Genomic DNA, 25,699 nt, shown 5'->3' on the forward strand with positions numbered 1-25,699 from the left:
AACCTCCAGCTTCAGAACCTGAGCTATTGTAATGGCCGGACGCGAAAGCGGCCCACGGCCGCAATCCTTCCCCTCGACTGCGCCCGCGAGCCGCTCCTGAAAGTTTGGTCCTATTCGCCAGATGGGATCGGCAACTCCGTGGTGCTCTTGATTTGCTCCATGGCAAAATTGGAGACGATATCGCTGATACCCACGTGGCGGATCAGTGCTTTGTAGAAGCGGTCGTAGGCGGAAATATCGCTGACCACGACCCGCAGCAGGTAGTCGTAGTCTCCGGCCATCCGGTAACAGTCGACCACTTCCGGCTGCTCGGCCATACGCTGGGCGAAGGCTTCGGCCCATTCCGGTGTGTGCTGGTCCGTTTTCACCTGTGCGAAAACCGATACCGGCAGGCCGAGGGTTTCCGCGTTCAGCAATGCCACCTTGCGGCGAATGATGCCGCTTTTCTCCAGCTTCTGTACCCGGCGCCAGCAGGGAGTTTTGGTCAGCCCCACACGCTCGGCCAGCTCTTCGATGGAGAGGCTAACATCTGACTGCAGTATGGCAAGAAGTTGTCGATCAATCGCATCGAGTGAGGACATGGTTCTACAAAGCTCCCAAAACCGCGGGGCCGAATATCCCTGAGCGACGATTTCCCGGCCATCACTGGCAACAATATACCCCTGTCTGTTGGAGTCCAGCGGAGTCGTCCGGCCCCTGTGGGCCGCGGAATCCATGGGCTCACACTGATCTCACTGCTGTAACGATAGGCTCCGATTGCCTGTACCGGTAGTGGAATTTTCCCATGAGGCGGCAGGGGAGGTGATTAGCGGTCGGGTAGGTGGGACTGCGAAGTCCTGCAAGGGGACGGGGCTCGCGGAACGCGCCCCGCCACCTACGCTACTGCGGGTCTCGAAGTCACGCCGCATCCTTGGGCGGAAAGCGCGGTTCGAACAGCCCCAGTTCCATGGCTTTGTGCACCTGCGCCATCAGGTCGATCTCGGTCAGTTCCTGCAGTTGCTGCAGATCCTCCAGCACATGGTAGATCGGTTGCACGATATCGATGCGGTAGGGGGTGCGCAGCGCATCCAGGACGTCGAAATCGTAGCGGGCCGGCTCGTTGCCCAGCGCGTAGAGGGTCTCCTTGGGTGAGGACAGGATGCCGCCGCCGTAGATGCGCAGCCCGTCCCGCGTCTGCAGCAGGCCGAACTCCACGGTGAACCAGTAGAGGCGGGCCAGGTAGGCGCGCTCTTTCGGCGATGCGTTCAGACCCAGTTGACCGTATTTCTGCGTAAAGTTGGCAAAGGCGGTATTGGTGAGCATGGCGCAGTGGCCGAAGATCTCGTGGAAGATATCCGGCTCCTGCAGGTAGTCGAATTCCTCCGGCGTGCGGATAAAGGTGGCCACCGGGAATTTGCGCTCGGCCAGCAGGCCGAAGAAGGTTTCGAAGCCGATCAGCGCCGGTACCCGCGCCACTTCCCAACCGGTCTCGCGGCGCAGCACAGCGCTGACTTCCTCGAGCTGCGGTATCCGCTCGCGCGGCAGGTCCAGCAGTTCCAGGCCCTGCAGGTACTCGTCGCAGGCGCGGCCCGGCACCACTTCCAGTTGGCGCTCGATCAGTCGCCGCCAGGTGTCGTGTTCGATAGTGGAATAGTGAATGAAGCCGTTTTCGTCCGGCTCGCGGGCGACGTACTTTTTCCCTTTGGCCGCAGCGACTTTCGGCTTTTGGGGGGTGGTCTGGCTGTCACTTTTCATCAATCTGCTCCCGGCGCTACCGACCCGGTGTTCCCGTTGCGGGCGGGTCGGTCCGCGTCCTCTGTTTTTTGTTATCTGTGTGGTCTCTATTTTTAGTCGCGGAGGGAAACAAAGGGCAGGGCAGTGGCGGCTCTTCTGGCGTCGCCGGTGCGGCGGCGTTACACTTTCTGTAAACAATAGTTTACAGGTGGGTTGTGAGAGTCGAGATCACTTGTGCCAATCGCGTGGGTATCCTGCACGAAATAACCGAAATATTCGGTGATTACCGCATCAATGTGACCTCCGGCGAGCTCGGCGGCGACAGCGGCGACAAGGTCTACCTGTCCGCTCCCGGCATGCTGGCCACCCAGTACCGGGCCATCGAGCAGCCCCTGTTGCGGGTACCCGGCGTGCAGCGGGTGCGGCGGATAGCGCTGATTCCCTCGGAGCGGCGCCACTTCGAGCTGGATACACTGCTGCGCCATGTGGCGGAACCGGTGCTGTCGGTGGACCGCGAGGGGCGGGTGGTCGCCGCCAACCTGGCGGCTGCGCGCGCCTTCGGCGTCAACCTCGACCGGGTGCCCGGGCTGCAACTGCAGCGCTTTCTGCCGCTATTGCAGGTGGCCGAGCTGCTGCGGGATTTCGCCGTGCCCCGCTACGGCATGCCGGTCACGGTGCGCGGCCGCGCCTACCGCCTGGAGTGGTCGCCGATCGCGCTGGCGGATATGCCGGGCGAGGTGGAATCCCTGGCCGGCGCCGTGCTGACGATGCAGCCCCAGGCGCCGGGAGAGGCGGCGATCGAACTGCCCAAACCGGTAGCCCTGTGGGATTTCGACCGGCGGCGCGAGAGCTGCCTGCAGCTGCAGGAAATGGCGGCGCTGCGGTCGCCACTGCTGATCCGCGGCGAGCGCGGTACCGGCAAGAGCACCTTTGCCACCGCGGCACACTACCTCTCGCCGCTGGCGGCCACCGGCGACTGTCTCTGTCTGCAGATGGGCGAAGGGGCGCTGCCACAGGCCTGGCCGGACCGCGGTACCCTGATCCTGGACGACCTCCACCGCTTGTCCGGGGAAGGGCAGCGACAACTCGCGCGGAGACTGCGGGACCTGCCGGCGGGCCTGCGCCCGGTCGGCACCTGTGAACAGGGGCGGGCACTGAACCCCGCGTTGATGCAGATTTTCTCAGAGCTGGCGATAACGCTGCCCCCGCTGCGCACCATGCGCCCCGCGGTACCCCGATTTGCCCGGGCGCTACTGCGCGAACGCCAGCGCGATGACGAAACGCTGGGGCTGGACGACGCGGCGGGAAAACGGCTGGGGCGGGGCGACTGGCCGGATAATTTTCACGGTTTCGGCGATCACCTGCAGGCGGCGGCGGGGCACTGTCGCAGGCGTGCCGGCTCGACCATTGAATCGCGGGACCTGCCACAGGTGGACGCCCGGCCGGTTCTGCCCTGGCGGGACTGGAGCCGCGATCTGAGCTATCGGGAAATCATGGACAAGGTGGAGGAGGCGCTATTGCGGGAGTTGCTGACCGAGCACCGCTCGACCCGTGAACTGGCCAGAAGACTGGATATCTCGCACACCGCCGTGGCCAATAAACTGCGCAAGTACGGTTTATACCGCCGAAACCCCAAGTAGCGAATAGGCGCGGGCCGGAGTGCGCCCCGATCCCCGGGGCCGGCTCACCACGTCACCCGCCCCAGCAGCATATCCTTGAACATCACGAAGTCCCCCCACAAGCTGTAAAAGGGGTTCTTGAAGGTGGCGGGGCGGTTGTGCTCGAAAAAGAAATGGCCCACCCAGGCGAAACCGTAGCCGGCAAAGGGCACTGCGGCGAACCAGAGATAGTGGCCGCTGATCAGCGCCGTGGCGACCAGCCCGATCACCAGCGAGGTGCCGGCAAAGTGGAGGCGGCGGCAAGTGGGGTTGCGGTGCTCGTCCAGGTAGAAAGGATAAAACTCACGGAAGGTCCGGAATTTCCTGTGGGCACTCGAGGTTTGTTCTGTGGGTGTGGCTGGCATACTCAGGCCTCTTGTTATTATCACGACATTGATCAGTCTACGATCAATATACCCGTTCTCCAAGTGCGGCGCCCCGGTCACGAATCTGGTAGGCTGCCCGGGTTTTTTCTCTCCGAGAGAGGGGCAAAAGAAGAGGAAGTTATGGCAGGTCCGTTATCCCACCTGAAAGTGCTCGATCTGAGCCGCATTCTGGCAGGCCCCTGGGCCAGCCAGGTTTTCGCCGACTTTGGTGCTGAAGTGATTAAAGTGGAACGCCCGGAGCGGGGCGACGATACCCGCCACTGGGGGCCTCCCTATCTGCAGGACACGCAGGGCGCGGACACAGACGACGCCGCCTATTATCTCTCCGCCAACCGCGGCAAGAAATCCATCACTGTCGATATCACCACGGAAACCGGCCAGCAACTGGTGCGGGAGCTGGCGGCCCGCTGCGATGTGCTGCTGGAAAACTACAAGGTGGGCGGCTTGGAGAAATACGGCCTGGATTACGCATCCATCAGGGCGATCAATCCGGGCATCATCTACTGTTCCATCACCGGCTTCGGCCAGACCGGTCCCTACGCGAAACGCGCCGGCTACGATGCCATGATCCAGGGTATGGGCGGCCTCATGAGTATTACCGGCGTGCCGGAGGGCCAGCCGGGTGCCGGCCCGCAGAAAGTGGGCGTCGCCGCCGCCGACCTGATGACCGGTATGTACGCCGTCTCCGCGGTGCTGGCCGCGGTGATTCACCGCAACGAGAGCGGCAGGGGGCAGCATATCGACCTGGCGCTGCTGGATACCCAGGTGGCCTGGCTCGCCAACCAGGCGCAGAACTTCCTGACCTCCGGCAAGAACCCGGAGCGCCAGGGCACCGGTCACCCGAATATCGTGCCCTACCAGGCGGTGCCGTCGAGCGACGGTTATTTCATGCTGGCGATCGGCAACGACGCGCAGTTCAAGCGCTTCTGCCATATCGCCGACCTCGACGAGCTGGCGGAACAGCCGGCCTACGCCACCAACTCCGCCCGGGTGCTGGCCCGCGAGCAACTGGTGCCGCTGATCGAAGCCGCTACTGCCAAGCGGGATTCCGCCTGGTGGCTGGAAAAACTGAGCGATGCCCATGTGCCCTGCGGCCCCATCAATAACCTGGACCAGGTATTCGCCGATCCCCAGGTGCAGGCGCGGGGCATGGTGGTAGAGCAGCCGCACCCCCGGGCCGGCAGCGTCAAAACGGTGCGCAACCCGGCGCTGTTTTCGGAGTCTCCGCTGGAGTACGAGCAGGGGCCGCCGGTGCTCGGGGAACATACCGAAGCGGTGCTGCGCGAACTGCTGGGCAAGAGCGACGAGGAAATCCGGCAATTGAAAGAGGCCGGGGCCCTGTAACGATCAAACCGGATAGCTACCCACACAGACAGTCCCCTCTCCCCCTTGAGGGAGAGGGTTGGGGAGAAGGGGGAGCCGATCGGTGCCCCTCCCCGGTCGTAGTTACCAAACCGGAAGAAAAGAGGCTGGCCGCGTGATTCGGAAAACCTTCAACAAACTGGGTGCCCGGCTCTATGTGCAGATCTGGGAAAAGCGCATTCGGGCCACGGATATCGACAGCGGCCGGATTTTTGACGAGTCGCCACTCTTGGCAATCGAGAAGAAGGGAAGGCGGGAAACGGTCGTTGCCGTGGGTAACCGGGCGTCGTCGGTACCCGGTGGGGATACCCGCGTGGTCAACCCTTTCTCCCATCCGCGCTCGCTGTTGCGGGATTTTGCCGCCGCTGAAAAACTGCTGCAGCATACCTTTCGGGAACTGCTGGGCAACACGTTGCTGGCGCCGTCGCCGCTGGTGGTACTGCACCCGATGGAGAAGACCCTGGGCGGGCTGACGGACATCGAAATACGGGCCTTTCGCGAGTTGGGGCTGGGCGCCGGCGCGCGCGAGAGCCTGGTTTACGAAGGCGAGGAACTCACCCGGCACACCTTCGACCTGCAGAAGGTGCGGGATCAGAGTGAAGCCGATGGTACCGCAACCGCGGAAAAGGGCGGTGGCATCGCGCAGTGGGTGTTGCTGGCGATCTGGATTCTGTTGATTGCAGCCATGGCCATTTTCGGTCAGCCGTGAAAGCGGTTTGACAGCCGGGCCTCCGCGCGCAATTCTTTGACTTTCACCCAACGGTAAAAGGAATTTCCCTCATGAGTGCAGTACTGCTTCTGGTGCTGGGGCTCGGCGGCATGGCCGCGGGCTATTTCATATACTCGCGTTTTATCGCCGAGCGGGTCTACCAGTTGGACCCGGCATTTCGCACGCCGGCGCACCAGTTCGAGGACGGGATCGATTTCGTCCCCACCAATCGCTTTGTGCTCTGGGGCCATCACTTCACCTCCGTCGCCGGCGCAGCGCCGATCGTGGGGCCGGCAATCGCGGTGATCTGGGGCTGGTTGCCGGCCTTTCTGTGGGTGGTGCTGGGCACGGTGTTTTTTGCCGGGGTACACGACAGCGGCGCCATCTGGGCCAGCGTGCGCAACCGCGCGCGCTCGGTGGGATCGCTCACCGGCGATGTGGTCGGCAAGCGCGCCCGCAGTGTCTTCATGATCGTGATCTTCCTGGTGCTGTTGATGGTCAATGCCGTATTCGGCGTGGTGATCGCGCGGCTGCTGATCAATAACCCCGGTGCGGTGGTGCCGATCTGGGGCGCCATTGCGGTGGCGCTGGTAATCGGCCAGTTGATCTACCGCTTCCGCATCGGCCTGGGGCTGGTATCGGTGCTCGGCGTGGTGGCGCTCTACGGGCTGATTTTTATCGGCCCGTCGGTACCGGTCGCACTGCCGGAAACCGTCATGGGGCTCTCCTCCAATGCGGCCTGGATCCTGATCCTGTTCACCTATGCCGCCGTTGCCTCATTGCTGCCGGTCTGGGTACTGCTGCAACCGCGGGATTACATCAACGGCCTGCAGTTGTTTGTGGGCCTGATCCTGCTCTACGGCGCAGTGGTCGTGGCCAACCCGACCGTGGTGGCACCGATGATCAACGACGATGTACCCGCGGGCACACCGCCGCTGTTGCCGCTGCTGTTTGTCACCATCGCCTGCGGCGCCATTTCCGGTTTCCACGGCCTGGTGGCTTCCGGGACCACTTCCAAGCAACTGAATAAAGAGACGGACGCGCGTTTTGTCGGTTACTTCGGCGCGGTGGGCGAGGGCGCACTGGCGCTGGGCGCAATCATCGCCGCGACGGCGGGTTTCGCCTCGCTGGCGGACTGGCAGGTGGTCTACAGCAGCTTCGGCGAGGGCGGCGTGCAGGCGTTTGTGGACGGCGGCGCGGCGATCCTGAGTGCCGGTACCGGCCTGGATGCCGAAGTCGCCGGCACCATGCTGACGGTCATGGCGGCGCTGTTTGCCGGCACCACCATGGATACCGGCCTGCGCCTGCAGCGCTATATCTTCCAGGAGTGGGGCGAGATCTACAAAATCAACTGGATGCACCGGCCCCTGCCGGCCACCCTGCTGGCGGTGGGCTGCTGTGTGCTGCTGGCCTTTGGCGCCGGCGGTGCGGACGGTTCGGGCGGCCTGCTGATCTGGCCTCTGTTCGGTACCACCAACCAGCTGCTGGCCGGCCTGACCCTGCTGGTGGTCACGGTAATGCTGGTGCGCCTGGGCCGCCCGACGATCTTTACCCTGGCGCCGCTGATCTTCCTGCTGGTGATGACCCTGGCCGCGCTGCTGTTGCAGCTCAAGGAATTCTTCGAAAAAGCGGACTGGTTCCTGTTCGGCCTGGACCTGGTGGTGCTGGTGGCAGCGGTGCTGGTCACCCTGGAATGTGTCGCCGTACTCCGGCGTAGTCGCAATGTCGGGGAGGAAGCCGAAACGTGAAACTCGCCGGTAAGCTCCAGTACATCAGACAACTCTGTCGCCGCGCGGGAGTGCTCGGTGCCGAGTATTACAATGCTCCCTACCGCGCGGCCATCGCGCGGGCGCGGCGCGACGAGGAGGACCTGTTTATGCTGCTGGTGTTCGGCGAAACCCTCGGTATTCCCAATCCCGCCAGCTGGTACACCCTGGAGCTTCAGCCGCTGCTGCTCGACCGCTTTCACGACTGGCACCGGCGTATGGGTATGGAGAGATCGCCACTGGACCAGTTTCGCTGCTGCTGATGAAAACGCTGGATCCGGATCAACTGCTGCGCTCGCGGCGCCTGGTGATGGTGGGCGGCAAGGGCGGTGTCGGCAAGACCACGGTCGCCTCGGCCCTGGCCCTGCGCGCCGCCGGCATGGGCCGGCGTGTATTGCTGGTTTCCACCGACCCGGCCCACAGCCTCGCCGACGCCTTCGATCTCGCAATCGGCGACCGGGAAACCGCACTGGTGGAAAATCTGACCGGCCTGGAAGTCGATCCGGACGGCGAGGTCGATGCCTACCTAGAACGGGTGCGCGGACAGATGGCTCGCTTCGCGGCACCGGAACAGCGCCCGGAGCTGGAGCGCCAGCTTAAACTCAGCCGCCAGTCCCCCGGCGTCCAGGAGGCGGCGCTGCTGGAGCGGATCAGCAGGATCATCGATGAGCGCGAGCGCTACGACCTGGTGATCTTCGACACTGCGCCCACCGGCCACACACTGCGCCTGCTCAGCCTGCCGGAAGTCATGTCCGCCTGGACCGAGGGCCTGTTGCGGCAGAACCGGCGCAGTGAGCAGCTCGGCAAGGTCCTGGGCCACCTGACCCCCGGGCGCGATATCGACAATCCCGCCACCGACAGCCCCCGGGCCGAACTGGCCGGCCTCGACGAGCGCAGCCGTTCCCTGGTCGAACCTCTGCTGGAGCGCCAGAGTCGCTTTCGCCGCACCCGGCGCAGCCTGCAGGATGCGGCGCAGAGCGCATTCCTTTTCGTCCTTACCCCCGAGCGGTTGCCGATTCTCGAAACCGAGCGGGCAGTGGAAAGCCTGGCCGAGGCGGGAATTCCCGTAGCTGGAGCTATCGTCAATCGGGTGTTGCCGGAAGGGGTAGGCGAGGGGGATTTCCTGCGCGCCCGCCGGCAGCGGGAGCAGAAGTTGTTGGGGGAGATAGAAAGTCGACTGGGCAATCTCCCCGGAATCAGGATACCGCTGCAAGCCGGCGATATTCTCGGGATACCGGATTTGATGGACTTTGCTGTGTCTCTGCAAATGCTCCGTTAGTGACTCATCTCTATTTGGTATTTTCCCCCATTCATTCTCTATTATCCACCGCCCATGGGTTCCGGCTCCCCTGTTGTTGCAGAAGTTCATACATTCACAGCCGATAACCTGTAGGTTCAGAGAAATTAGAGGGGTGGATATGCAACAGCAAAAGTTCAATCATTCGACTGACACTGGCCAATCTCCGGATACGGATCGGGTGGCCGGTGTTGACGGAAATGGGGACCTGATCTCCGCCATTCAATATAAAAGAGTGCGTCAACAGCTGATACTTGTGTGGGCGGCAATTTCCGGTCTGCTTCTGGCGCTGCTCATTATGGTGATCTGGTCGCCCGCCCGCGAATCGTCTCTGCCCCCGGTGGTGACGGTCGAGCGCCTTGAGGTTGTCGAGCCAGATGGTTCGCCGGCGATGATTCTGGCCAACTCGCAGAGGCCTGCTGCGGCCACAATAGACGGTCAGCTGATCATGGAGGGGCAAGCAGAAGAGCGAAAAGGAACTCCCTCGATCATCTTTTTCGATGGCAAGGGAGATGAAGTCGGGGGAATGCTCTTCGGGACGCGGGAAACTCCCGATGGCTACCAGGCCGGTCGACATTTATCCTTTGACGGCTATGGGCAGGACCAGACAGTTGTTCTGGCACACTATCAGGATTCCTCGGGGTCCCGGTCGGGGCTTACCATAAGCGATCGCCCGTCGCACTCCCTGTTGGAGACCTTTGACCAGCTGGGGCTGGAGCCCGGAGCTTCCAGGGAGCAGATGAGGGCGGCAATCGAATCGATTCCCGAGGATCGCCGGGCAAGCAGAACCCGCGAGCTCTTTGGAACAACACGGGCCTTTCTCGGGTCTGCCCCCGATGGTGAGGCTCGCCTGGAATTGAAAGATGGACAGGGGCGCCCGCGCATCCTGATCGAGACTCCGGAGGACGGGGAGCCTGCCATCCGGATTCTGGATGAAACTGGGGAGACCGTTTTGCAGCTGCCGGGGTAGGGCTGCTGCCGAAACCATGGTCTTTGTCGCCCTGGATATACCAAGAAGAAATACTGGCTATGAAGCGAATACTGAACGCGCTACTGATCGTGCTCTTTTCCCACCTGATGGTTGTCTATCTGGCATTACTGCAATCACAGGGAGAAAAACTGTTCAGCTATGCCCCGGATGCGCCCTGGTGGTTGTCGCTGCAGTGTTTCATCGCCCAGTGGGTCACCCTGGCTATGCACCGGCAGATGAGCCGGAAATCTCTACCAGAGGGGAATGTATTGCGGCTCTACGCCGGCATCTTCGTCCTGGGCGCCCTGGTCTATGTCGTGGTGAACTCGGCGGGGTTTCTGTTGCTGGAGCGCATGTTGTGGGAAATCCTTGGGATGCAGCGGGTTATGGATGTCCGTCATATCCTGCATACGCTGCTGCTCAATCTGATTGTGTACTGCGTAGTGGGTGGGCTTACCCTGGCGTACTGTGCCATCCGCCGGCAACAGGAGCAGAAGATGGAGCTGCTGCGCGCCGAGATGAGGGCGCAGCAGCTGCGCTCCGATGGACATATCCGCTCGTTGCAACAGCAGATAGATCCACATTTCCTGTTCAACAACCTGAATGTGTTGTCCGCTCTGATCCAGCGGAATCCCGACGAGGCGGAGGAGTTTCTCAATGCCTTTGCGGATATCTACCGCTACAATCTGGTGGTCCGGAATAAAAAGTTGGTGCCTCTGGAAAGCGAACTGCAGTTGGCACAGAACTATATGTACCTGTTGGAGCGACGTTACCGTGGTGCCTACCGACTGCAGTTGAATCGTGAGCCGGGCTGCGGTCGGGCGCTGTCGGTACCATTCGGCATACAGATGTTGCTGGAGAATGTGGTCAAGCACAATGAGGCTAACTGCGATGATCCGCTGACCATCCTACTCTCGGTAACCGAAGATCAGTTGGAGGTCAGTAACGCGGTGCGGCCAAAGAAGTTTGCGGGTTCATCCATGGCCATTGGCCTCGACAACCTGAAACAGCGTTGTCGGGCACTTCTCGGTCGCGAAATCGAAATAGACGAGAGCGGAGGACACTTTGCAGTTCGGCTACCTCTTCTTGGGGACGAAGAAATGCGGGAGGTAACGGCGTGAGGGTGCTGATTGTAGAGGATGAACCACTGGCAGCGGAAAAGTTGGTCGACTACCTGCGGCGCTGGCGGCCGGAAGCCCGGGTGATGGCGCACCTGACGCATGTGCAACAGGTGGTGGATTTCCTGTCCGGGACTACACGGCTGGACCTGATTTTTGCCGATATCGAACTCAGTGATGGCAGGATCTTCAGTGCCCTGGAAGCCCTGGACCTGCCGTGCCCGGTGATCTTTACTACTTCCTACAGCCAATACTGGCCCGAAGCCTTCCAGAGTCAGGGTGTCGAATACCTGCTCAAGCCGTTTTCCTACAAACGCTTCTGCCAGGCAATGACCAACCTGGAACAGCTAAAGGAAAAACTGGCCGCGCCTTTCGCACCACTGGCCAGTGGCGGTTTTCGGCAGCGTTTTATGTTGCGCAAATCCCAGGCCCAGGAAGTGCTGCCGGTGACGGACATCCGCTGTTTCCGCGCTTCCGGTGGTGTGGTGGTCGCCTGTGACCGGAATGGTGAACACCATATCCTGGTGGAATCATCCCTTTCGCTTATAGAACCCCAGTTGGATCCGGAACAGTTTTTTCGCCTGAATCGCAGCGATCTTGTCCACATTGCCGTAATCAAGCGCATAGAACCCTACGGAAAGGAGAGCCTGGCGGTGATCACCGATGTACTGGAGGAGCCGCTGATAACCAGCAGAAACCGCACGGCGAGTTTCCGGCGCTGGCTGGATAGATAGGGTGATTGAAGGCGGGGCAGCATAATGCTGCATTATAGATACTCTATTTCAGCTCTGCAGCAGTTATCGGGTAGATCCCGTAGGAGCGACCCGTGCCTGCGATCGATGTATGCAATCGGCAATGACCAATCAGCTGCCATGGGCGGCTCCTACAGGGAGTGGTAAAAAGCCCCGCAGGGCAAGGCTTAATATCATAAGGTGATTTTGGGGATGCGAAGCTAGGGCAGCTGCACATCCATAGCGACTATCGAGAGCTGATCGCTCGCTCTCCCGTTTGCAGTTCAACGACGAAGAGTGCATTCAAGTCCGTGTCGGTGACCATTACCCGGTTATTGATACGGTCCAGCGCGAGGCTAAACGGGGCACCGAAGTCAGGACCGTTGCCGGTGTCTGTGCCGGAGAGGATGGAGCGATTACCACTTACCAGATCGATGGACAGCAGTGCGGCCAGATTTCCATCAGAGATCAGTACCCGGTTATTGACCCCATCCAACGCAACGTCGATGGGCCTATCCAACGTGGGACCGGTACTGGTGCTGTCGTCCGAGAGGATGGTGCGATTGCCAGTACCGAGATCTACTGCCAGCAGTGCCCCTGAACCGAGATCGATAACTAGTGCCCGGTTGTTGGCGCTGTCCACGACTAGGCTGGTGGGAGATGAAAACTCATTGCCAGAGCTGGTACTGCTGTCGGACAGGATAGCGCGGTTGCCGGTGTCAAGGTCCACTTCAGCCAGCGCCTTCAGCTCGGTATCGATTACCAGCACACGATTGTTATCGCTATCCAGTGTAAGGAAATAAGGCTCATTGAAAACAGGACCGGTGCCGGTGCTATCGTCGGAGATAACGGTGCGACTGCCGGTTGTGAGGTCTATTGCCACGAATGCGCTCGACTCAAAGTCGAAGGTCAATGCGCGGTCATTCTTCTTGTCCACTACAATCTCGCTGAACCATTCATCAGCTGTGTCTGCGTCTGTGGCTGGTAGGGGGTTGCGGTCGCCGCTATTGAGATCGACGGCTACCAGTGCGTTGGATGCGTCGTTGGTGACCAGTGCACGGTTATTGCTGTTGTCCACAACAACTCCGAACGGAAATTCAAAGGTCGTACCGCTGCCTGCGCTATTCCCCGAGAGCGCGGCACGATTGCCTGTATCCAGATCGATGGATAGAAGCTGCCCCCTTCCTTCATTGGTCACAAGCGCGCGATTGTTGAGATTGTCCAATGCAATGGTGTATGGATTATCAAGGGTTGCGCCGGTACCCATGCTGTTGTTGTCGGAGAGAACGGTGCGGTCGCCGGAACCAAGGTCGACTGAGATTAGTCGATCGCTCCTATAGTCGATGACCAATACCCGGTTATTGGCGCTATCCAGAGCCAGATCCCGGGAACGACCAAAGCTGGTATCGGTGTTACCTTCTGAGAGGGGAGTGGTGCGGTTGCCGCTATCGAGATCGACCGCCACCAGCGCGTCGAGTCTATTATCGACAACCAGCGCGCGGCTATTGGTGGTGTCTAGTACGACGGCGCTGGGGTTTCTAAAAGTTGTGCCAGTGCCGGTATCGCTGTTGGACAGGATGGTGCGATCGCCGCTGGTGAGATCGACCGCGACCAGTGCATCCGATCCGGTATCCATAACCAGTGCGCGATTGCCGGCACTGTCGAGTGCAAGGTCCTGGGGGGAATAGAATTCCTCGCCAGAACCGGTATCGTCGTCGGAGAGGACGGCGCGGTTGCCGGTATTGAGATCGACCGCGATCAGTGCGTTCAAGCTCGAGTCGATAACCAGTGCGCGCTCATTGTCGGTGTCCAGCACGAGGTTGACCGGATTGCTCAAGGCCGGGCCAGTACCGTTGTTGCTATCAGAGACAAGGGTGCGCTGGCCGGACTCCATGTCGATCGCTATCAGTGCTGTCAACTCATGATCGGTGACGAAGGCCCGGTTGCTCTCGCTGTCCAGCGCGACGCCGTAAGGCTCTGCAAGAATCGCCTGATTATAGAGTTTTTGCGAAATCTGCCCGGTGTTGCCCGAGGCATCCTCCCAAACGATCTTGAGTTTTTCAGAATTGAGAAGCGAGTCGACAGGAACTTCGGCGCGCCATCGATGGGGTTCTTCCTGATCAAAGGTGACGAAGTTGTCGTTGACGGTCAGGGTGCTGATATCGCTGGCCAGTACTTGGTTGTCCTCTTTATCGATCAGAATGCCGGTGACGCTGGTCTTATCGACAGATCCGCCAAGATTGGCATTGGGTGTCGGGTAGGAAACTTTGGCTGTGAGCTGCGTCAGATCGGTAACCGAAACGGTGACGGCCTGTCGATCAGTGCCGCCTTCTCCGTCGGAGACTTCTATCTCAATCTCATAGTCATTATCCCCGTTTGCATCGGCCGGCTTTTCAAAATCCGGGGCCGAGACAAAAGAGAGTACACCCGTACTGTTTTCAATCTCAAAGAGGGCTCCGTCATCGCCTGATACGGAGAAAGCCAGGGAATTGCCATCGTCATCAGTGGCCGTAGCTGTGTAACCGATGTCGGTACTGTTTTCCGCAGTGGTAGCGGAACTGCCGGATGTGAATGAGGGGGGCTGGTTGGCTGTACCACCGCTGCTACTGTTGCTACTAGTGCCGCCGTCACTACTACTACCTCCCCCGCCACCACAGGCGGCAAGTAGAGACGACGTGAGAAGTACGGGGGCGAGGAATCGTGGAAACATGATTTGATCCTTACTCTGTAAATCCATCTAAGGGGCGCGAACTCCCTACGCCGCCACTAAATAAGCCGCGGCATCATAGCAGGCGTTTTTTAACCAGACAAAGAGGGGAGTGTGATCGGGTTCAAGGTAGAAGTCAGAGGTAGGTTATATGTAATAGCGTGTAATAGCGGAGGTGGTGTGAGGACAGAGAGGCTATTGAATCTACAGAAAATCCCCGACGCCGAGCGGCCTGGTGGGCCGCAGCGGAATCCGACTGCTACAGAACTGGATTCCGGCCTGTGCCGAAATGACGAAATTGTTGCAGGGCAGGTGGGAACAATAAAAAAGCCCCGCAGTGCGGGGTTTTTTGATCAGAAGGCAATGTTTTTCGGCGTGCGCGGAAACGGAATCACATCGCGAATATTCCCCATGCCGGTCACATAGGACACGATGCGATCGAAGCCTAGGCCGAAGCCGGCGTGGGGCACGGTGCCGTAGCGGCGCAGGTCGCGGTACCAGTCCAGGTGCTCTTTGGGAATCTCCATTTCGTCCATGCGCTCGTCGAGTTTTTCCAGGCGTTCTTCGCGCTGGGAGCCGCCGATGATCTCGCCGATGCCCGGGGCCAGTACGTCCATGGCGGACACGGTCTTGCCGTCGTCGTTCATGCGCATGTAGAAGGCCTTGATGTCCTTCGGGTAGTTCATGACGATTACCGGTTTCTTGAAATGCTGCTCGGCCAGGTAGCGCTCGTGTTCGGAGGCCATGTCGATGCCCCAGGAGACCGGAAACTCGAATTTCTCCTTGCAGTTTTCCAGGATTTCGATCGCCTCACTGTAATTGATGCGGGCGAAGTCGTGTTCGATGATGTTCTCCAGCCGCGAGATGGCTTCCTTGTCGATTCGCTGGGCAAAGAAGGTCATGTCGTCGGCGCGCTCTTCCAGTACTGCCTTGCAGACGTACTTCAGCATTTTCTCGGACAGGTCGGCGGTGTCCGCCAGGTCGGCGAAGGCGATTTCCGGTTCCACCATCCAGAATTCCGCCAGGTGGCGGGTGGTGTTGGAGTTTTCCGCGCGGAAGGTGGGGCCGAAGGTGTAGACCTTCGACAGCGCCAGGCAGTAGCTCTCCACGTTGAGCTGGCCGGATACGGTCAGGAAGCTCTCCTCGCCGAAGAAGTCCTGGGAGTAGTCCACCTCGCCCTTGTCGGTGAGCGGCAGGTTGGCCTGGTCCAGGGTGCTGACGCGGAAGAGTTCGCCGGCGCCCTCGCAGTCGGAGGCGGTGAGGATCGGCGTGTGGATCCAGTTGAAACCGTTCTCGTGGAAGAAGCGGTGGAGCGCCTGGGCGATACAGTTGCGCACCCGCGTCACGGCGCCGCCGACATTGGTGCGCGGGCGCAGGTGGGCGTGTTCGCGCAGGTGCTCCATGGTGTGGCGCTTGGGCGACATGGGGTAGGTGTCCGGGTCCTCGACCCAGCCCACCACCTGTACTTCGGTGGCCAGCAGTTCGATGGCCTGGCCCTTGCCCTGGGAGGGCTTGAGGGTGCCGGTAATATCCACGGCGCAGCCGGTGGTGAGGCGCAGTACCTCGGACTCGTAGTTGTGGATGTTGGCCTCGACTACCACCTGGATAGGGTCGAAGCCGCTGCCGTCGTGAACGGCGAGGAAGGACAGGCCGGCCTTGGAGTCACGGCGGGTGCGGATCCAGCCCTGGATGCGGGCTTCGCTGCCCTCGCGGCCGGGGGATTTCAGCAGGCTATCTACAGATTCAACTTGCATGGATGTGCTCTTGCTCTCTCTGTCCGGGGCGGGCGCAGGTTTCGGCCCCTACCCCGTGGTGTTGCGTTACGCCGCGCATATTGGCGTTTTGGAAGGCGAAAATCCAGCCCCCGGGGGCAGGCGCCAGGTTGTAGGCGATTGACGGGGACGACCTTTTCACCTGCGGGGTAGGCTCCCACGGCGGGCTACGGGGTAGGTTGGGGCCCTGTGCTTTTAGGCGGGGTCAGAGGTGGTCGCGGGGGATCTTGCGCTGCCAGTTTTCGGTAAAGACGCGGCTGTCGCCCTCCCAGGCGTCCAGCTCGGCGTGGATATAGAAGTACTCGGTATCCGCGGTCAACACCGTGCGGGTGGTGGTGCGGACCGACCAGTTGCCGCGGCGGAATAGACGCTCGGTACGGGTTTCGCCGCGCAGGCTCTCGAAGTCGTCGTCGCAGAAGCTGTACCAGTTCCAGGTCCGGTTGGCCACTTCCATGTCGATCTCCTGTATTCGCTTCAGGCCCTCGTTCTTGATTACCTCCAGCACGGACTGGTCCAATGCCAGGTTCCGGTGCACCAGCCAGTTGTGTTCCGGGGGCTCTATGATCTCGACCGGGGCCCGCGGTGCGCCCTCCGGTTTCTGGAAACGAATATCCGCGTCCTCCGGCCGCGGTTCGCGCTCCGGCAGCACCAGGCGGCTGGCAGCCGGGTAGACGGTCATGCGCACCGGCCGCGGAGACGGCCAGGCCAGTGCCCAGTAGGAAGTGGACAGGCTCAGGCGCAGCCGGTGGCCGGCGGGGAAGTTCTGGCCGATGGCATTCATCGCCACACTCACCCGGTAGACCTTGCCGGGCACCAGTTGCTCGGGCTCGGCGTGGCTCTTGCGGTGGGTCAGGTTGTAAAGACCGTAGGTCACGCGGGTGGCCTTGCCGTCCGGCGCCACGTCGGACAGCCGCGCGGCCACCATCGCCACCGGCTGGTTGCATGCCAGTTCCAGTTCTGCCGAGGGCGCCCCCAGTATTTCCAGTTCCCGTTCCAGCGGCGCGCTCTCGAATACCAGCGAGCCGCCGTCCTCCAGGCGCTGGTCATGGGGCAGGTCCGGGGCAGCGGTGTAGGAACACCACTTGCCGGCCAGCAGGCCCACGGACAGGGGCGACTGCACATCGACACGCTCGTCGCCAGGGCAGGGGGGCTCGCCGGGCATCAGGATGCGGTGAGCATCCAGGCCGTAGGCGACATTGTGAATTTGTGGCGCCGGCCAGACTTCCTCTCCTACCCAGCGCCCCGGCCGCTCCTGGTAATAGGTGGTGGGCGGCACACTCTCCTGCATCCAGGCGCGCAGCATGGGTTCGCGTGTGATGCCGGTGTCGTGTCCCTTGAGCCAACGATCCCACCAGCGCAGTGCTTCCTGCAGAAAGCCGATGGCCGGGCCCGGTACGCCCTGGTGCGGGTACTTGTGGCCCCAGGGACCGATCAGCCCCTGGCGGGGCACCTGCAGGTGTTCCAGCAGTCGGAAGATCGCGTTGGTGTAGCCGTCGGCCCAGCCGCCCACCAGCATCACCGGGCAGCGGATTGCGTCGTAGTGCTCGCTGACGGAGCCGTGTTGCCAATATTCGTCCCGGTACTGGTGGCGCAGCCAGGTATCCAGCCAGAGGCCACTGCCGTGCAGGCGCTGCAGCCACATTTCCCGCCAGCGGTCGCCCACCAGGGCCGGGTCTGGCGGGCAGGTATTGGCCGAGAACATGGTGGTGGCCTCGGACAGGTTGTCGGTCAGCAGACAACCGCCCATATAGTGCATGTTGTCGAAATACAGGTCGTCGGTGGAGCAGACGGAGACCACCGCTTTCAGCGCCGGCGGCGCCTGCGAGGCCACCTGCAGGGCGTTGAAGCCGCCCCAGGAAATACCCATCATGCCCACATTGCCGTCGCACCAGGACTGCTCCGCCAGCCAGGCAATCACCGCGGCGCCGTCGTCGAGTTCCCGCTGCCGGTACTGGTCGCGCAAAACGCCCCCGGATTCGCCGCTGCCGCGCAGGTCGACGCGCACGCAGGCGTAGCCGTGGCCGGCCAGGTAGGGGTGCATGATGGAGTCCCGCAGCCGGGTCATATCCCGTTTGCGATAGGGGATATATTCGAGAATCGCCGGCACCGGTTGCCGTTCGGCGTTTTCCGGCAGCCAGATGCGCGCCGCCAGCCGGCAGCCGTCGGGCATGGGTATCTCCACATGCTCTCGCATCTCGATCCGGTAGGGGAACTCGCTGATGGTGTTCATGGTGAACTAGTAGCGTACGCGGTTGAACTGAAAGGACTCGGGCTCGCCGCCATCGGAGAACTGGAAGTGCAGTGAATCCGCCAGTCGGTGATATTTTTCCAGTAGCTCCTGCTGGTTTTGCGCCCCCAGCCAGATATTGGCAATCTCGAAACTGTAACTGTCCTGCATCGGTTGCTCGGACAACCGGCGGTCCCGGGTCGCGGTTATCACGACCTTGCTGTGGGGAAATTCCCGCTCGATATGTTTGATTTCCTCTTCCGAAGGCGCTCTTTCAAGCACGGCGTCGCTGTAGCGGCGTAGCATGAACTTGGCCGCTGTGTTGTAGTTTCCCCGGCACTGGCCCAGGTCGGTAATCCGGCCCTGGGCGAGATCTATGGGCACCTGGTGATTGGATACACCGTGCACCTTGATGAATTGGTCGCTGTGTGACTGGGAGATCCGCGTGTTGATCTCGAGCACCTTGAATGTATTTGTTTTCGCGTCCCAAAAAAATTCAATCCCGAAGGGTGAGTTGTCAAACCCCATATGGCGCAGCAGCTCTGCGCCCGCGTTGCAGATTTTCTCCCGCGCCTGTCGCGGCCACACGGAAGGATAGTCATAACGGGTAAAGCTCCGGTTTTTATTGTCCTTGACCGTGTCGACGATACCGTGCACCCGGTAATCGCCATCGAGCAATGCACCTTCGATGCCACACTGCTTGCCGGTGATGATCTGCTCGGCGATGCACCAGTTGCCGTCTACCGCCCCCACTTCTTTTGGCACGGATATATGGGCGAGGGCCTGATTGAACGGATCACCAAAACTGTGGATGCCGGCGCGAATGCTGCGCAGGGCGTCATTGAATTGTTCTGCGCTCTCGATACGGAAACCGAGGAATGAGGAGTGCGCCTTGATCGGCTTGAGCCAGAGGGGATAGTCGACGGTCAACTGCTCCAGGGGCTTCTCTGCGAATGGATTTACAGCACAGAATTCCGGTGTCCACTCCGGCATCAGCTTGCGCTGTTCGAGGCGGCACCAGTACTTGTGCTCACACTTGAGCACCGCCTCCAGGGAGGCCGAACGCAATCCGTACTCCCGGCTGAGGTGTGGCAGCAGGACGCTGGAGGGAAAATCCCAGTGACCGAGTATGCCGGTGATGGGGCCGGAAAAGGCATCGAGCCGGCGCCGTGCTTCCTCCAGCGTTGCGTCGTAGTCGAATGTTGTAGGGTTGACGACTTCGTCGATATTGAACAGTGGGTGAAAACGGTATTCCCCGGCATCCCGAATGCTCTCGAGAAAGGACCGGCGCAGTGGGTCGAGCCCGAGGACAAAGAAATGCTTGGGCATGGACTGCTCCCGCCGCGCACAAACCGTTTGCCGCGGCAAAAACTCTGATTAGTTACAGTCTAGTGTCGCCGGCTGAGGTTGACCGTTCCGGCTCACAGATCCGGGAAACACCGGTCTTCTATCGGGGTGGATTCTGTGTTCGCTCTGGGGATTGGTGCATCGGGAGGAGTCGGGGCCATAGCGGTCCGGGCGAACGCGAGGTTCGCCCGTACAGTCAGGGAGGTCTCAGGCGAGCCCGCGGCGGCGGAACAGTGGCAGTTTTTCGTCTACCGCGGCCTGGTAGCTCTCGCTGAAATCGCGCATGGAATCGAGCAGCTTCGCCAGCGACTGTTCGCCCTCGTAGGCGAAAGCATTGAAGCCGCAGCGGCGCAGGTAGGTGAGCTGGTCGCGCATGAAGACGCCCACTGCACGCAGTTCTCCGGTGTAACCGTAGCGCTCGCGCAGCAGCCGCCCGGTGCTGAAGCCGCGGCCGTCGGCAAAGGCCGGGAAGTGGACCGCGATCAGCGGCAGATCCCCGGCGTCGTCACCGATCAGTTCGGCGGTTTCGTCGCTGTTCAGCCAGACACCGATCTCCGAGCGGCGCTGCGCCAGATCGCCCCGCAGGTCTTTCCAGACCCGGTAGGGCAGGATGATCCTGCCGGGCGCCAGGGCGTCGGCGGTGATCTCCGCGTCGTCGTCGCTCTGCGGCAGCAATCGCCAGTCGTTGGCGACCACTTTCCCATCGACAATCAGTTCAGCAGGATTTTCTGGTTGGGGGCCGAGCTTAGCTGGCTTTGGCATAGACTTTTTCCTTGAAAGGCTGCAGACCGATACGGTGGTAGGTGTCGATAAACAGTTCGTCCTCGCGGCGCTCGCGGATGTAGATATCCAGGATGGTGTCGATCACGTCCGCCACTTCGGCGCGGGAGAAACTCGGCCCCAGCACCTTGGCCAGGCTGGCGTTCTCGGACGAGCTGCCCCCGAGCTGCACCTGGTAGAACTCATCGCCTTTCTTGTCCACGCCAAGAATGCCGATATGACCCACGTGGTGGTGGCCGCAGGCGTTCATGCAGCCGGAGATGTTCAGGTTCAGGTCGCCCAGGTCGTAGAGATAATCCATATCGTCGAAACGGCGCTGGATGGCCTCTGCCACCGGGATGGACTTGGCGTTGGCCAGCGAGCAGTAGTCGCCGCCGGGGCAGCAGATCATATCGGTCAGGGTGCCGATATTGGGCGTGGCGAAACCATTCTGGCGGGCTGCCTGCCAGAGCTCGCGGAGCTGCGCCTGTTCCACATCCGCCAACACCACATTCTGGTCGTGGGTGACGCGCACCTCGCCGAAGCTGAAACGCTCGGCCAGGTCGGCGATGGCCTCCAGCTGGCGGTCGGTAACGTCGCCCGGCGGCACGCCGGTGGGTTTGGTGGACAGGCGCACGGCGCGGTAGCCGGACACCCGGTGGGCGAAAGTGTTGCGCTCCAGCCAGCGGGCGAAAGCCTTGTCCTCCGACGCCTGTGCCTGCAGCGCGGCCTCGCTGGCGTCGCGATCGAGCTGGCGGTACTGGGGCTCGGTGAAGAAGGACTTGGCCCAGGCCAGCGCCTCGGGCGTCAGTTCGTCGGCGCCGTCTTTGATCTGTTCCCACTCGGCTTCCACCAGGCGGCCGAATTCGTCAGCGCCCATGGCCTTGACCAGGATCTTGATGCGGGCCTTGTACTTGTTGTCGCGCCGGCCCAGCTGGTTGTAGACACGCACTATGGCTTCCAGATAGGACAGCAGGTGCCGCTCCGGCAGGAAGTCGCGGATCGTCTCGGCGATCACCGGCGTGCGGCCTTGGCCGCCGCCCACCAGTACCTGGAATCCGATCTCGCCGTCCCGCTCGACGATCTGCACACCGATATCGTGCACGCGGATGGCAGCGCGATCGGTCTGGGCGCCGTTGACGGCGATCTTGAACTTGCGCGGCAGGAAGGCGAATTCCGGGTGGAAGGTGGACCACTGGCGGATCAGCTCGCAATAGGGCCGCGGGTCGGCGATCTCGTCGCGGGCCACGCCGGCGTAGGGGTCCGAGGTGGTGTTGCGGATGCAGTTGCCGCTGGTCTGCACCGCGTGCATCTCCACTTCCGCCAGTTCGGCCAGGATGTCCGGCACGTCTTCCAACTGTGGCCAGTTGAACTGCAGATTCTGGCGGGTGGTGAAGTGGGCGTAGCCCTTGTCGTAGTCGCGGCTGATGCGCGCCAGGCGGCGCAGCTGGGTGCTGTTCAGCAGGCCGTAGGGCACGGCGATGCGCAGCATCGGCGCCAGCCGCTGAATATAGAGGCCGTTCTGCAGGCGCAGCGGCAGAAATTGCTCTTCGCTGAGCTCGCCGGCCAGGTAGCGTTCCGTCTGGCCGCGGAACTGGGCCACGCGCTCGCCGATGATGGCGCGGTCCCGGTCGTCATATCGATACATAACAGCTTGATTCCATTGCCATTTGCGCTGATCGTAGCGGTGCGGGAGAAGCGCGGGGAATAGCTCCGCGTATTCTCCAATGGCGCATAACATACCAGCGCGCTTATGCAAAAAATAACAATTTTTTTCGCTACCGCGGTAACAAACGGTTATAAGAGGCCTGGAATCCTCCACACTGGCCCGCTTGCGCCGCCGGCGGGGATTTGATCTACTGGAAACACCGTTTAGGTGCAGTACAGCTACCCTGAATAACAATAATCACGGTACTCCCGAAACCGTAGCGGATGGACATGCGCAGCGGATTTCAGGGGTGGCCCACAAGCAATCGGAGTCATTCGATGAGTAAAGAAGTAGTTGTTTCCAATGAGAGTGATAGCGCGGCAGATGCCGTTGCCGCCGTGGCCTTGGTAGCGATCTTCGTGGCTACCTGTATTTTCTGGGTCGCATCGCAGTAAATCGGCCCCGCGCCCGGAGCAGAGCAGTGCCGGGCGGACTTCCCGACTCGAGGTTCGGGGAGCCATTGACAGGCCCCTTCCACACTGAAACCTGAGTTCCCGATAACCCCTTCGCAATCGCCGTGCACCTCGCCCCGGCTTCTGCCATTGGCAAGCTTCTCGCACTGCGGAACCTGAGCTTCGATCCTCGTCGGGGAACGCCATGCTCGAACTTCGCCACCTCAGCAAGTCCTACCCCACGCCGCAGGGGCCCCTCAGTGTTCTCCGGCACATCGACCTGCACCTGGCCGCCGGCGAGAGCCTGGCCCTGATGGGGGAGTCGGGCTGCGGCAAGTCGACCCTGTTGCACCTGGCGGCGGGCCTCGATACGCCCGACGCCGGCGAGGTGCGCCTCCATGGCGAGGCGCTGTCCGCACTCGACGAGCCCGCCCGCGCCCGCCTGCGGCGCGAACGCCAGGGCCTGGTCTTCCAGCAGTTTCACCTGGTGCCGAGCCTGAATCTGGCCGACAACCTGAGCCTGCAGGCCCGCCTGGCGGGCCGGGAGGACGCGGCGTGGAATCGCGAGTTGCTCGGGCGCCTGGGCCTCGCCGGCATGGCGGGGCGCTATCCGGAACAGCTCTCCGGCGGCCAGCAGCAGCGCCTGGCGATTGGCCGCGCGCTGGCGGCGCGCCCGGCACTGCTGCTGGCCGATGAGCCCACCGGCAATCTCGACGAAAACAGCGCCGACGAGGTGCTGGCGCTGCTGCTGGCACTGGTGCGGGACAAGGGCTGCGCCCTGTTGATGGTCACCCACAGCCCGCGGGTGGCGGCGCCGCTGGATCGCCGTGTGACGCTCAGCCACGGCCGTATCGAAAGGGGACCGGCGTGACCGCGACCGCCTTTCTCACCCTGCTGTCGCACTATCGCCGCCATCCGGGCCAGCTCGCCATGCTGCTGGTCGGGCTCATGGTGGCCAGCGCCCTGTGGAGCGGCGTACAGGCGATCAATGCCTCGGCCCGCGACAGCTACGCGCGCGCCGAAGCCCTGTTCAGCACCGGCCTGGACCGGATCGAGCGCCGCGACGGCCGCCCGCTGAGCGCGGACGATTACCTGTCGCTGCGCCTCGCGGGTGCGCCGGTATCGCCACTGGTGGAAGACGAGCTGGAGCTCGCCGGGGGCGGGCGCCTGCAGATATTGGGCATCGATCCCCTGACCCTCCCCAAAGACAGTGGCCTGTCCACGGCCGGCGGTGCCGAGACACTGCGCGACTTCCTGCTCCCTCCGTACCGCACCCGCCTGGCCCCCGACACCCTGGCGGGCCTGACGGCGGCGGGCGACCGACTGCCACCGCTGGCCGACGGACGCCGGCTGCCGCCGCTGCAACCAGCGCCGCAATTGCCGCCCGGCGTGGCGGTGATGGATATTGCCGCCGCCCTGGAACTGCTCCGGCGCGAGCACCCCGATCGGCTGCTGGCGGCGCCGGAAACGCAGTTCGAGCTGCCCGATTCACTGCTGCGCAGCGACGCTGAAAATCTGGCGGCGCCGGGCCAGTTGAGCGACAGCTTCCATCTCAATCTGACCGCCATGGCCCTGCTGGCCCTGGCGGTGGGGCTGTTGATCGTGTACGCCGCGCTCAGCCTGGCGCTGGAACAGCGCCTGGGACTGATGCGCACCCTGCGCGCACTGGGGGTCTCGGGCCGGGCGCTGGTGGGCCTGTTGCTGGGGGAGTTGCTGCTGCTGGGGCTGGTGGGGGCGTCGCTGGGCATTGTCGGCGGGGTGGGGCTGGCCCGGTGGTTGCTGCCCGATGTGGCCGCCAGCCTGCAGATCCTCTATGGCGAGCGCGTGGGGAGTGAACTGGCACTGCCGTGGCGCTACTGGCTGGGCGGGCTGGCGGTGACCCTGGGCGGTATGCTGGTTGCTGGCCTGGGTACCCTGTGGCGGGCGGCGCGGCTCGATGTGCTGGGGCTGGGCCGCGCCCAGGCCTGGCGCGGTCAATTTCTGCGCCAGCTCCGCGCCATGGCACTGGCCGGCGGTGCCCTGTGGCTGCTTGCACTGGGGCTGCTCGCCTGGCTCCGCTACCGGCCACCGGCCGAGGGATTGATTCCGGGTTTCGCCATGATCGCCGCGGGGCTGGTGGGCAGCGCACTCTGGTTGCCGCCGCTGCTGGCCGCGCTGACGACCCTCGCCGGGCGCCCGCTGCGGCGCCACCCGCTGGCGCAATGGGCGCTGGCGGATCTGCAGTTGCAACTGCCGCGGCTGTCGGTGGCCGCAATGGCGCTGTTGCTGGCCCTGTCGGCCAACCTCGGTGTGGGCAGCATGGTGGGCGGCTTCCGACTGACATTCCTCCAGTGGCTGGACCAGCGCCTGGTCGCGGATCTCTACCTGCGCCTTTCCCCGTCGCAGTACGGGGCCGCCAGCGACTGGCTCGAATCGCGGGGCCAGGTCGACACCCTGCTGCCCCGCGCCAGCGCCGAGGCCAGGCTGCTGGCCGGCCGCGACGCGCCCTACGGGCCCCGGTCGGTGAGCGTGTACGGCATCGCGCCCCGCGGAGCGCTGACGAAAAGCTGGCCCCTGCTGAATGCGCCGGGGGGCGAGGCATCGGCGTGGCGGGCCTTCGCCCGGGGCGCGGCGATGATCAACGAGCAGCTCGCCCTCGCCACGGGGATGAAACCCGGCGACCGGCTGCACCTGTCGAGTCCCGCCGGGCCGCTGGAGCTGTCGATCGCCGCCATCTATCCCGACTACGGCAACCCGCGCGGCGAGGTGATGCTGACCGCGGACGCAGTCAGCGAAGGGTATCGGACTTCCCCCGACTCCATCGGCATAGTGCTGGACCGGCGGGCACCGCCCGGCGCCGCTGCCGCCCTGCGCCGGGATCTGGTACAGGCGCTGGCGATCGGCGGCGACAGCCTGGTCGACCAGCGCGAGATCAAGCGCCGCTCGCGAGAGATCTTCGAACGCACTTTCGCCATCACCCGGGCCCTGAACAGCCTGACACTCGGGGTCGCGGGGCTGGCGCTGCTGTCGAGCCTGCTGGCCCAGTCCGGCCAGCGCCGCGGCCAGCTGGCGCCGCTATGGGCGCTGGGCGTGTCGCG

General features: G+C 62.5%; 20 protein-coding genes. 11 read left to right on the top strand and 9 right to left on the bottom strand.

The window, feature by feature from the left end; translation table 11 throughout:
- Positions 1–110: 110 nt before the first annotated feature.
- Together OQE62_RS12215 and phhA are read right to left on the bottom strand one after the other, a co-directional pair.
- Complete coding sequence (locus OQE62_RS12215) at positions 111–581, bottom strand: Lrp/AsnC family transcriptional regulator (protein ID WP_265722324.1); 471 nt, start codon at positions 579–581, stop codon at positions 111–113.
- Between the two features lie 316 nt (positions 582–897).
- Complete coding sequence (gene phhA / locus OQE62_RS12220; RefSeq protein WP_265722325.1) at positions 898–1,734, bottom strand: phenylalanine 4-monooxygenase; 837 nt, start codon at positions 1,732–1,734, stop codon at positions 898–900.
- 194 nt (positions 1,735–1,928) lie between these two features.
- On the opposite strand from phhA, the gene OQE62_RS12225 reads away from it, so the two are divergent.
- Entirely contained in the window at positions 1,929–3,353 is a 1,425-nt protein-coding gene (locus tag OQE62_RS12225) for a TyrR/PhhR family helix-turn-helix DNA-binding protein (RefSeq protein WP_265722326.1), read from the top strand.
- Between the two features lie 44 nt (positions 3,354–3,397).
- Here OQE62_RS12225 and OQE62_RS12230 read toward each other — a convergent pair whose 3' ends face one another.
- Positions 3,398–3,736: a DUF962 domain-containing protein gene (locus tag OQE62_RS12230; protein ID WP_265722327.1), complete on the bottom strand. Its 339-nt coding sequence runs from the start codon at positions 3,734–3,736 to the stop codon at positions 3,398–3,400.
- A gap of 141 nt (positions 3,737–3,877) precedes the next feature.
- Between OQE62_RS12230 and OQE62_RS12235 the strand changes: the two genes are divergently transcribed.
- From OQE62_RS12235 to OQE62_RS12270, 8 genes are all read left to right on the top strand, one after another.
- Positions 3,878–5,101 carry a CaiB/BaiF CoA transferase family protein gene (locus tag OQE62_RS12235; protein WP_265722328.1) on the top strand — a complete coding sequence of 408 codons (1,224 nt, stop codon included), beginning with the start codon at positions 3,878–3,880 and terminating at the stop codon, positions 5,099–5,101.
- 133 nt (positions 5,102–5,234) lie between these two features.
- Positions 5,235–5,828, top strand: a complete 594-nt coding sequence (locus tag OQE62_RS12240) for a rod shape-determining protein (protein WP_265722329.1) — start codon at positions 5,235–5,237, stop codon at positions 5,826–5,828.
- A gap of 71 nt (positions 5,829–5,899) precedes the next feature.
- Positions 5,900–7,576 carry a carbon starvation CstA family protein gene (locus OQE62_RS12245; protein ID WP_265722330.1) on the top strand — a complete coding sequence of 559 codons (1,677 nt, stop codon included), beginning with the start codon at positions 5,900–5,902 and terminating at the stop codon, positions 7,574–7,576.
- Positions 7,573–7,857 (top strand): cory-CC-star protein, encoded by a 285-nt coding sequence (locus OQE62_RS12250; RefSeq protein ID WP_265722331.1) that lies wholly within the window; start codon positions 7,573–7,575, stop codon positions 7,855–7,857. Before OQE62_RS12245 ends, OQE62_RS12250 begins: the two co-directional genes overlap by 4 nt.
- Positions 7,857–8,873 carry an ArsA family ATPase gene (locus tag OQE62_RS12255; RefSeq protein ID WP_265722332.1) on the top strand — a complete coding sequence of 339 codons (1,017 nt, stop codon included), beginning with the start codon at positions 7,857–7,859 and terminating at the stop codon, positions 8,871–8,873. Before OQE62_RS12250 ends, OQE62_RS12255 begins: the two co-directional genes overlap by 1 nt.
- Before the next feature lie 139 nt (positions 8,874–9,012).
- The gene (locus tag OQE62_RS12260; RefSeq protein WP_265722333.1) at positions 9,013–9,861 is read left to right on the top strand and encodes a hypothetical protein; all 849 of its coding nucleotides are present in this window, start codon (positions 9,013–9,015) and stop codon (positions 9,859–9,861) included.
- A 59-nt stretch (positions 9,862–9,920) separates the two neighbouring features.
- Complete coding sequence (locus OQE62_RS12265; protein WP_265722334.1) at positions 9,921–10,982, top strand: sensor histidine kinase; 1,062 nt, start codon at positions 9,921–9,923, stop codon at positions 10,980–10,982.
- Positions 10,983–10,984: 2 nt separating this feature from the next.
- Positions 10,985–11,713: a LytR/AlgR family response regulator transcription factor gene (locus OQE62_RS12270; protein ID WP_265722335.1), complete on the top strand. Its 729-nt coding sequence runs from the start codon at positions 10,985–10,987 to the stop codon at positions 11,711–11,713.
- Between the two features lie 244 nt (positions 11,714–11,957).
- Here the strand turns inward: OQE62_RS12270 and OQE62_RS12275 are convergent, their stop codons facing one another.
- The 6 genes from OQE62_RS12275 to OQE62_RS12300 all read right to left on the bottom strand — a co-directional run bounded on the left by OQE62_RS12275 (position 11,958) and on the right by OQE62_RS12300 (position 22,170).
- Positions 11,958–14,420 carry an Ig-like domain-containing protein gene (locus tag OQE62_RS12275; RefSeq protein WP_265722336.1) on the bottom strand — a complete coding sequence of 821 codons (2,463 nt, stop codon included), beginning with the start codon at positions 14,418–14,420 and terminating at the stop codon, positions 11,958–11,960.
- Between the two features lie 350 nt (positions 14,421–14,770).
- A complete protein-coding gene (gene asnS, locus OQE62_RS12280; protein ID WP_265722337.1) occupies positions 14,771–16,171 on the bottom strand; it encodes an asparagine--tRNA ligase in 1,401 nt (466 codons plus the stop codon).
- Between the two features lie 223 nt (positions 16,172–16,394).
- The gene (locus OQE62_RS12285) at positions 16,395–18,419 is read right to left on the bottom strand and encodes a CocE/NonD family hydrolase (protein ID WP_265722338.1); all 2,025 of its coding nucleotides are present in this window, start codon (positions 18,417–18,419) and stop codon (positions 16,395–16,397) included.
- 6 nt (positions 18,420–18,425) lie between these two features.
- Positions 18,426–19,745 carry an ATP-grasp domain-containing protein gene (locus tag OQE62_RS12290; protein WP_265722339.1) on the bottom strand — a complete coding sequence of 440 codons (1,320 nt, stop codon included), beginning with the start codon at positions 19,743–19,745 and terminating at the stop codon, positions 18,426–18,428.
- 225 nt (positions 19,746–19,970) lie between these two features.
- Complete coding sequence (locus tag OQE62_RS12295) at positions 19,971–20,525, bottom strand: DUF934 domain-containing protein (protein WP_265722340.1); 555 nt, start codon at positions 20,523–20,525, stop codon at positions 19,971–19,973.
- The gene (locus tag OQE62_RS12300) at positions 20,509–22,170 is read right to left on the bottom strand and encodes a nitrite/sulfite reductase (protein WP_265722341.1); all 1,662 of its coding nucleotides are present in this window, start codon (positions 22,168–22,170) and stop codon (positions 20,509–20,511) included. The genes OQE62_RS12295 and OQE62_RS12300 overlap by 17 nt, the downstream gene beginning before the upstream one ends.
- Positions 22,171–22,827: 657 nt before the next feature.
- Here OQE62_RS12300 and OQE62_RS12305 point away from each other — a divergent pair.
- Both OQE62_RS12305 and OQE62_RS12310 read left to right on the top strand, forming a co-directional pair.
- On the top strand, positions 22,828–23,493 hold the full coding sequence (locus tag OQE62_RS12305; RefSeq protein ID WP_265722342.1) for an ABC transporter ATP-binding protein: 666 nt from the start codon (positions 22,828–22,830) through the stop codon (positions 23,491–23,493).
- Positions 23,490–25,699: FtsX-like permease family protein (locus OQE62_RS12310; RefSeq protein WP_265722343.1), on the top strand; the 2,210-nt coding region annotated here is incomplete at its 3' end. The genes OQE62_RS12305 and OQE62_RS12310, both read left to right, overlap by 4 nt.

The organism is Microbulbifer halophilus (genome assembly GCF_026183675.1).
Classification (GTDB): domain Bacteria; phylum Pseudomonadota; class Gammaproteobacteria; order Pseudomonadales; family Cellvibrionaceae; genus Microbulbifer; species Microbulbifer halophilus.

Coding starts and splice junctions, on each gene's coding strand:
- OQE62_RS12215 (WP_265722324.1), bottom strand. CDS start 581: ATGTCCTCACTCGATGCGATTGATCGACAACTTCTTGCCATACTGCAG.
- phhA (WP_265722325.1), bottom strand. CDS start 1,734: ATGAAAAGTGACAGCCAGACCACCCCCCAAAAGCCGAAAGTCGCTGCG.
- OQE62_RS12230 (WP_265722327.1), bottom strand. CDS start 3,736: ATGCCAGCCACACCCACAGAACAAACCTCGAGTGCCCACAGGAAATTC.
- OQE62_RS12235 (WP_265722328.1), top strand. CDS start 3,878: ATGGCAGGTCCGTTATCCCACCTGAAAGTGCTCGATCTGAGCCGCATT.
- OQE62_RS12245 (WP_265722330.1), top strand. CDS start 5,900: ATGAGTGCAGTACTGCTTCTGGTGCTGGGGCTCGGCGGCATGGCCGCG.
- OQE62_RS12255 (WP_265722332.1), top strand. CDS start 7,857: ATGAAAACGCTGGATCCGGATCAACTGCTGCGCTCGCGGCGCCTGGTG.
- OQE62_RS12260 (WP_265722333.1), top strand. CDS start 9,013: ATGCAACAGCAAAAGTTCAATCATTCGACTGACACTGGCCAATCTCCG.
- OQE62_RS12265 (WP_265722334.1), top strand. CDS start 9,921: ATGAAGCGAATACTGAACGCGCTACTGATCGTGCTCTTTTCCCACCTG.
- OQE62_RS12275 (WP_265722336.1), bottom strand. CDS start 14,420: ATGTTTCCACGATTCCTCGCCCCCGTACTTCTCACGTCGTCTCTACTT.
- asnS (WP_265722337.1), bottom strand. CDS start 16,171: ATGCAAGTTGAATCTGTAGATAGCCTGCTGAAATCCCCCGGCCGCGAG.
- OQE62_RS12285 (WP_265722338.1), bottom strand. CDS start 18,419: ATGAACACCATCAGCGAGTTCCCCTACCGGATCGAGATGCGAGAGCAT.
- OQE62_RS12290 (WP_265722339.1), bottom strand. CDS start 19,745: ATGCCCAAGCATTTCTTTGTCCTCGGGCTCGACCCACTGCGCCGGTCC.
- OQE62_RS12295 (WP_265722340.1), bottom strand. CDS start 20,525: ATGCCAAAGCCAGCTAAGCTCGGCCCCCAACCAGAAAATCCTGCTGAA.
- OQE62_RS12300 (WP_265722341.1), bottom strand. CDS start 22,170: ATGTATCGATATGACGACCGGGACCGCGCCATCATCGGCGAGCGCGTG.
- OQE62_RS12305 (WP_265722342.1), top strand. CDS start 22,828: ATGCTCGAACTTCGCCACCTCAGCAAGTCCTACCCCACGCCGCAGGGG.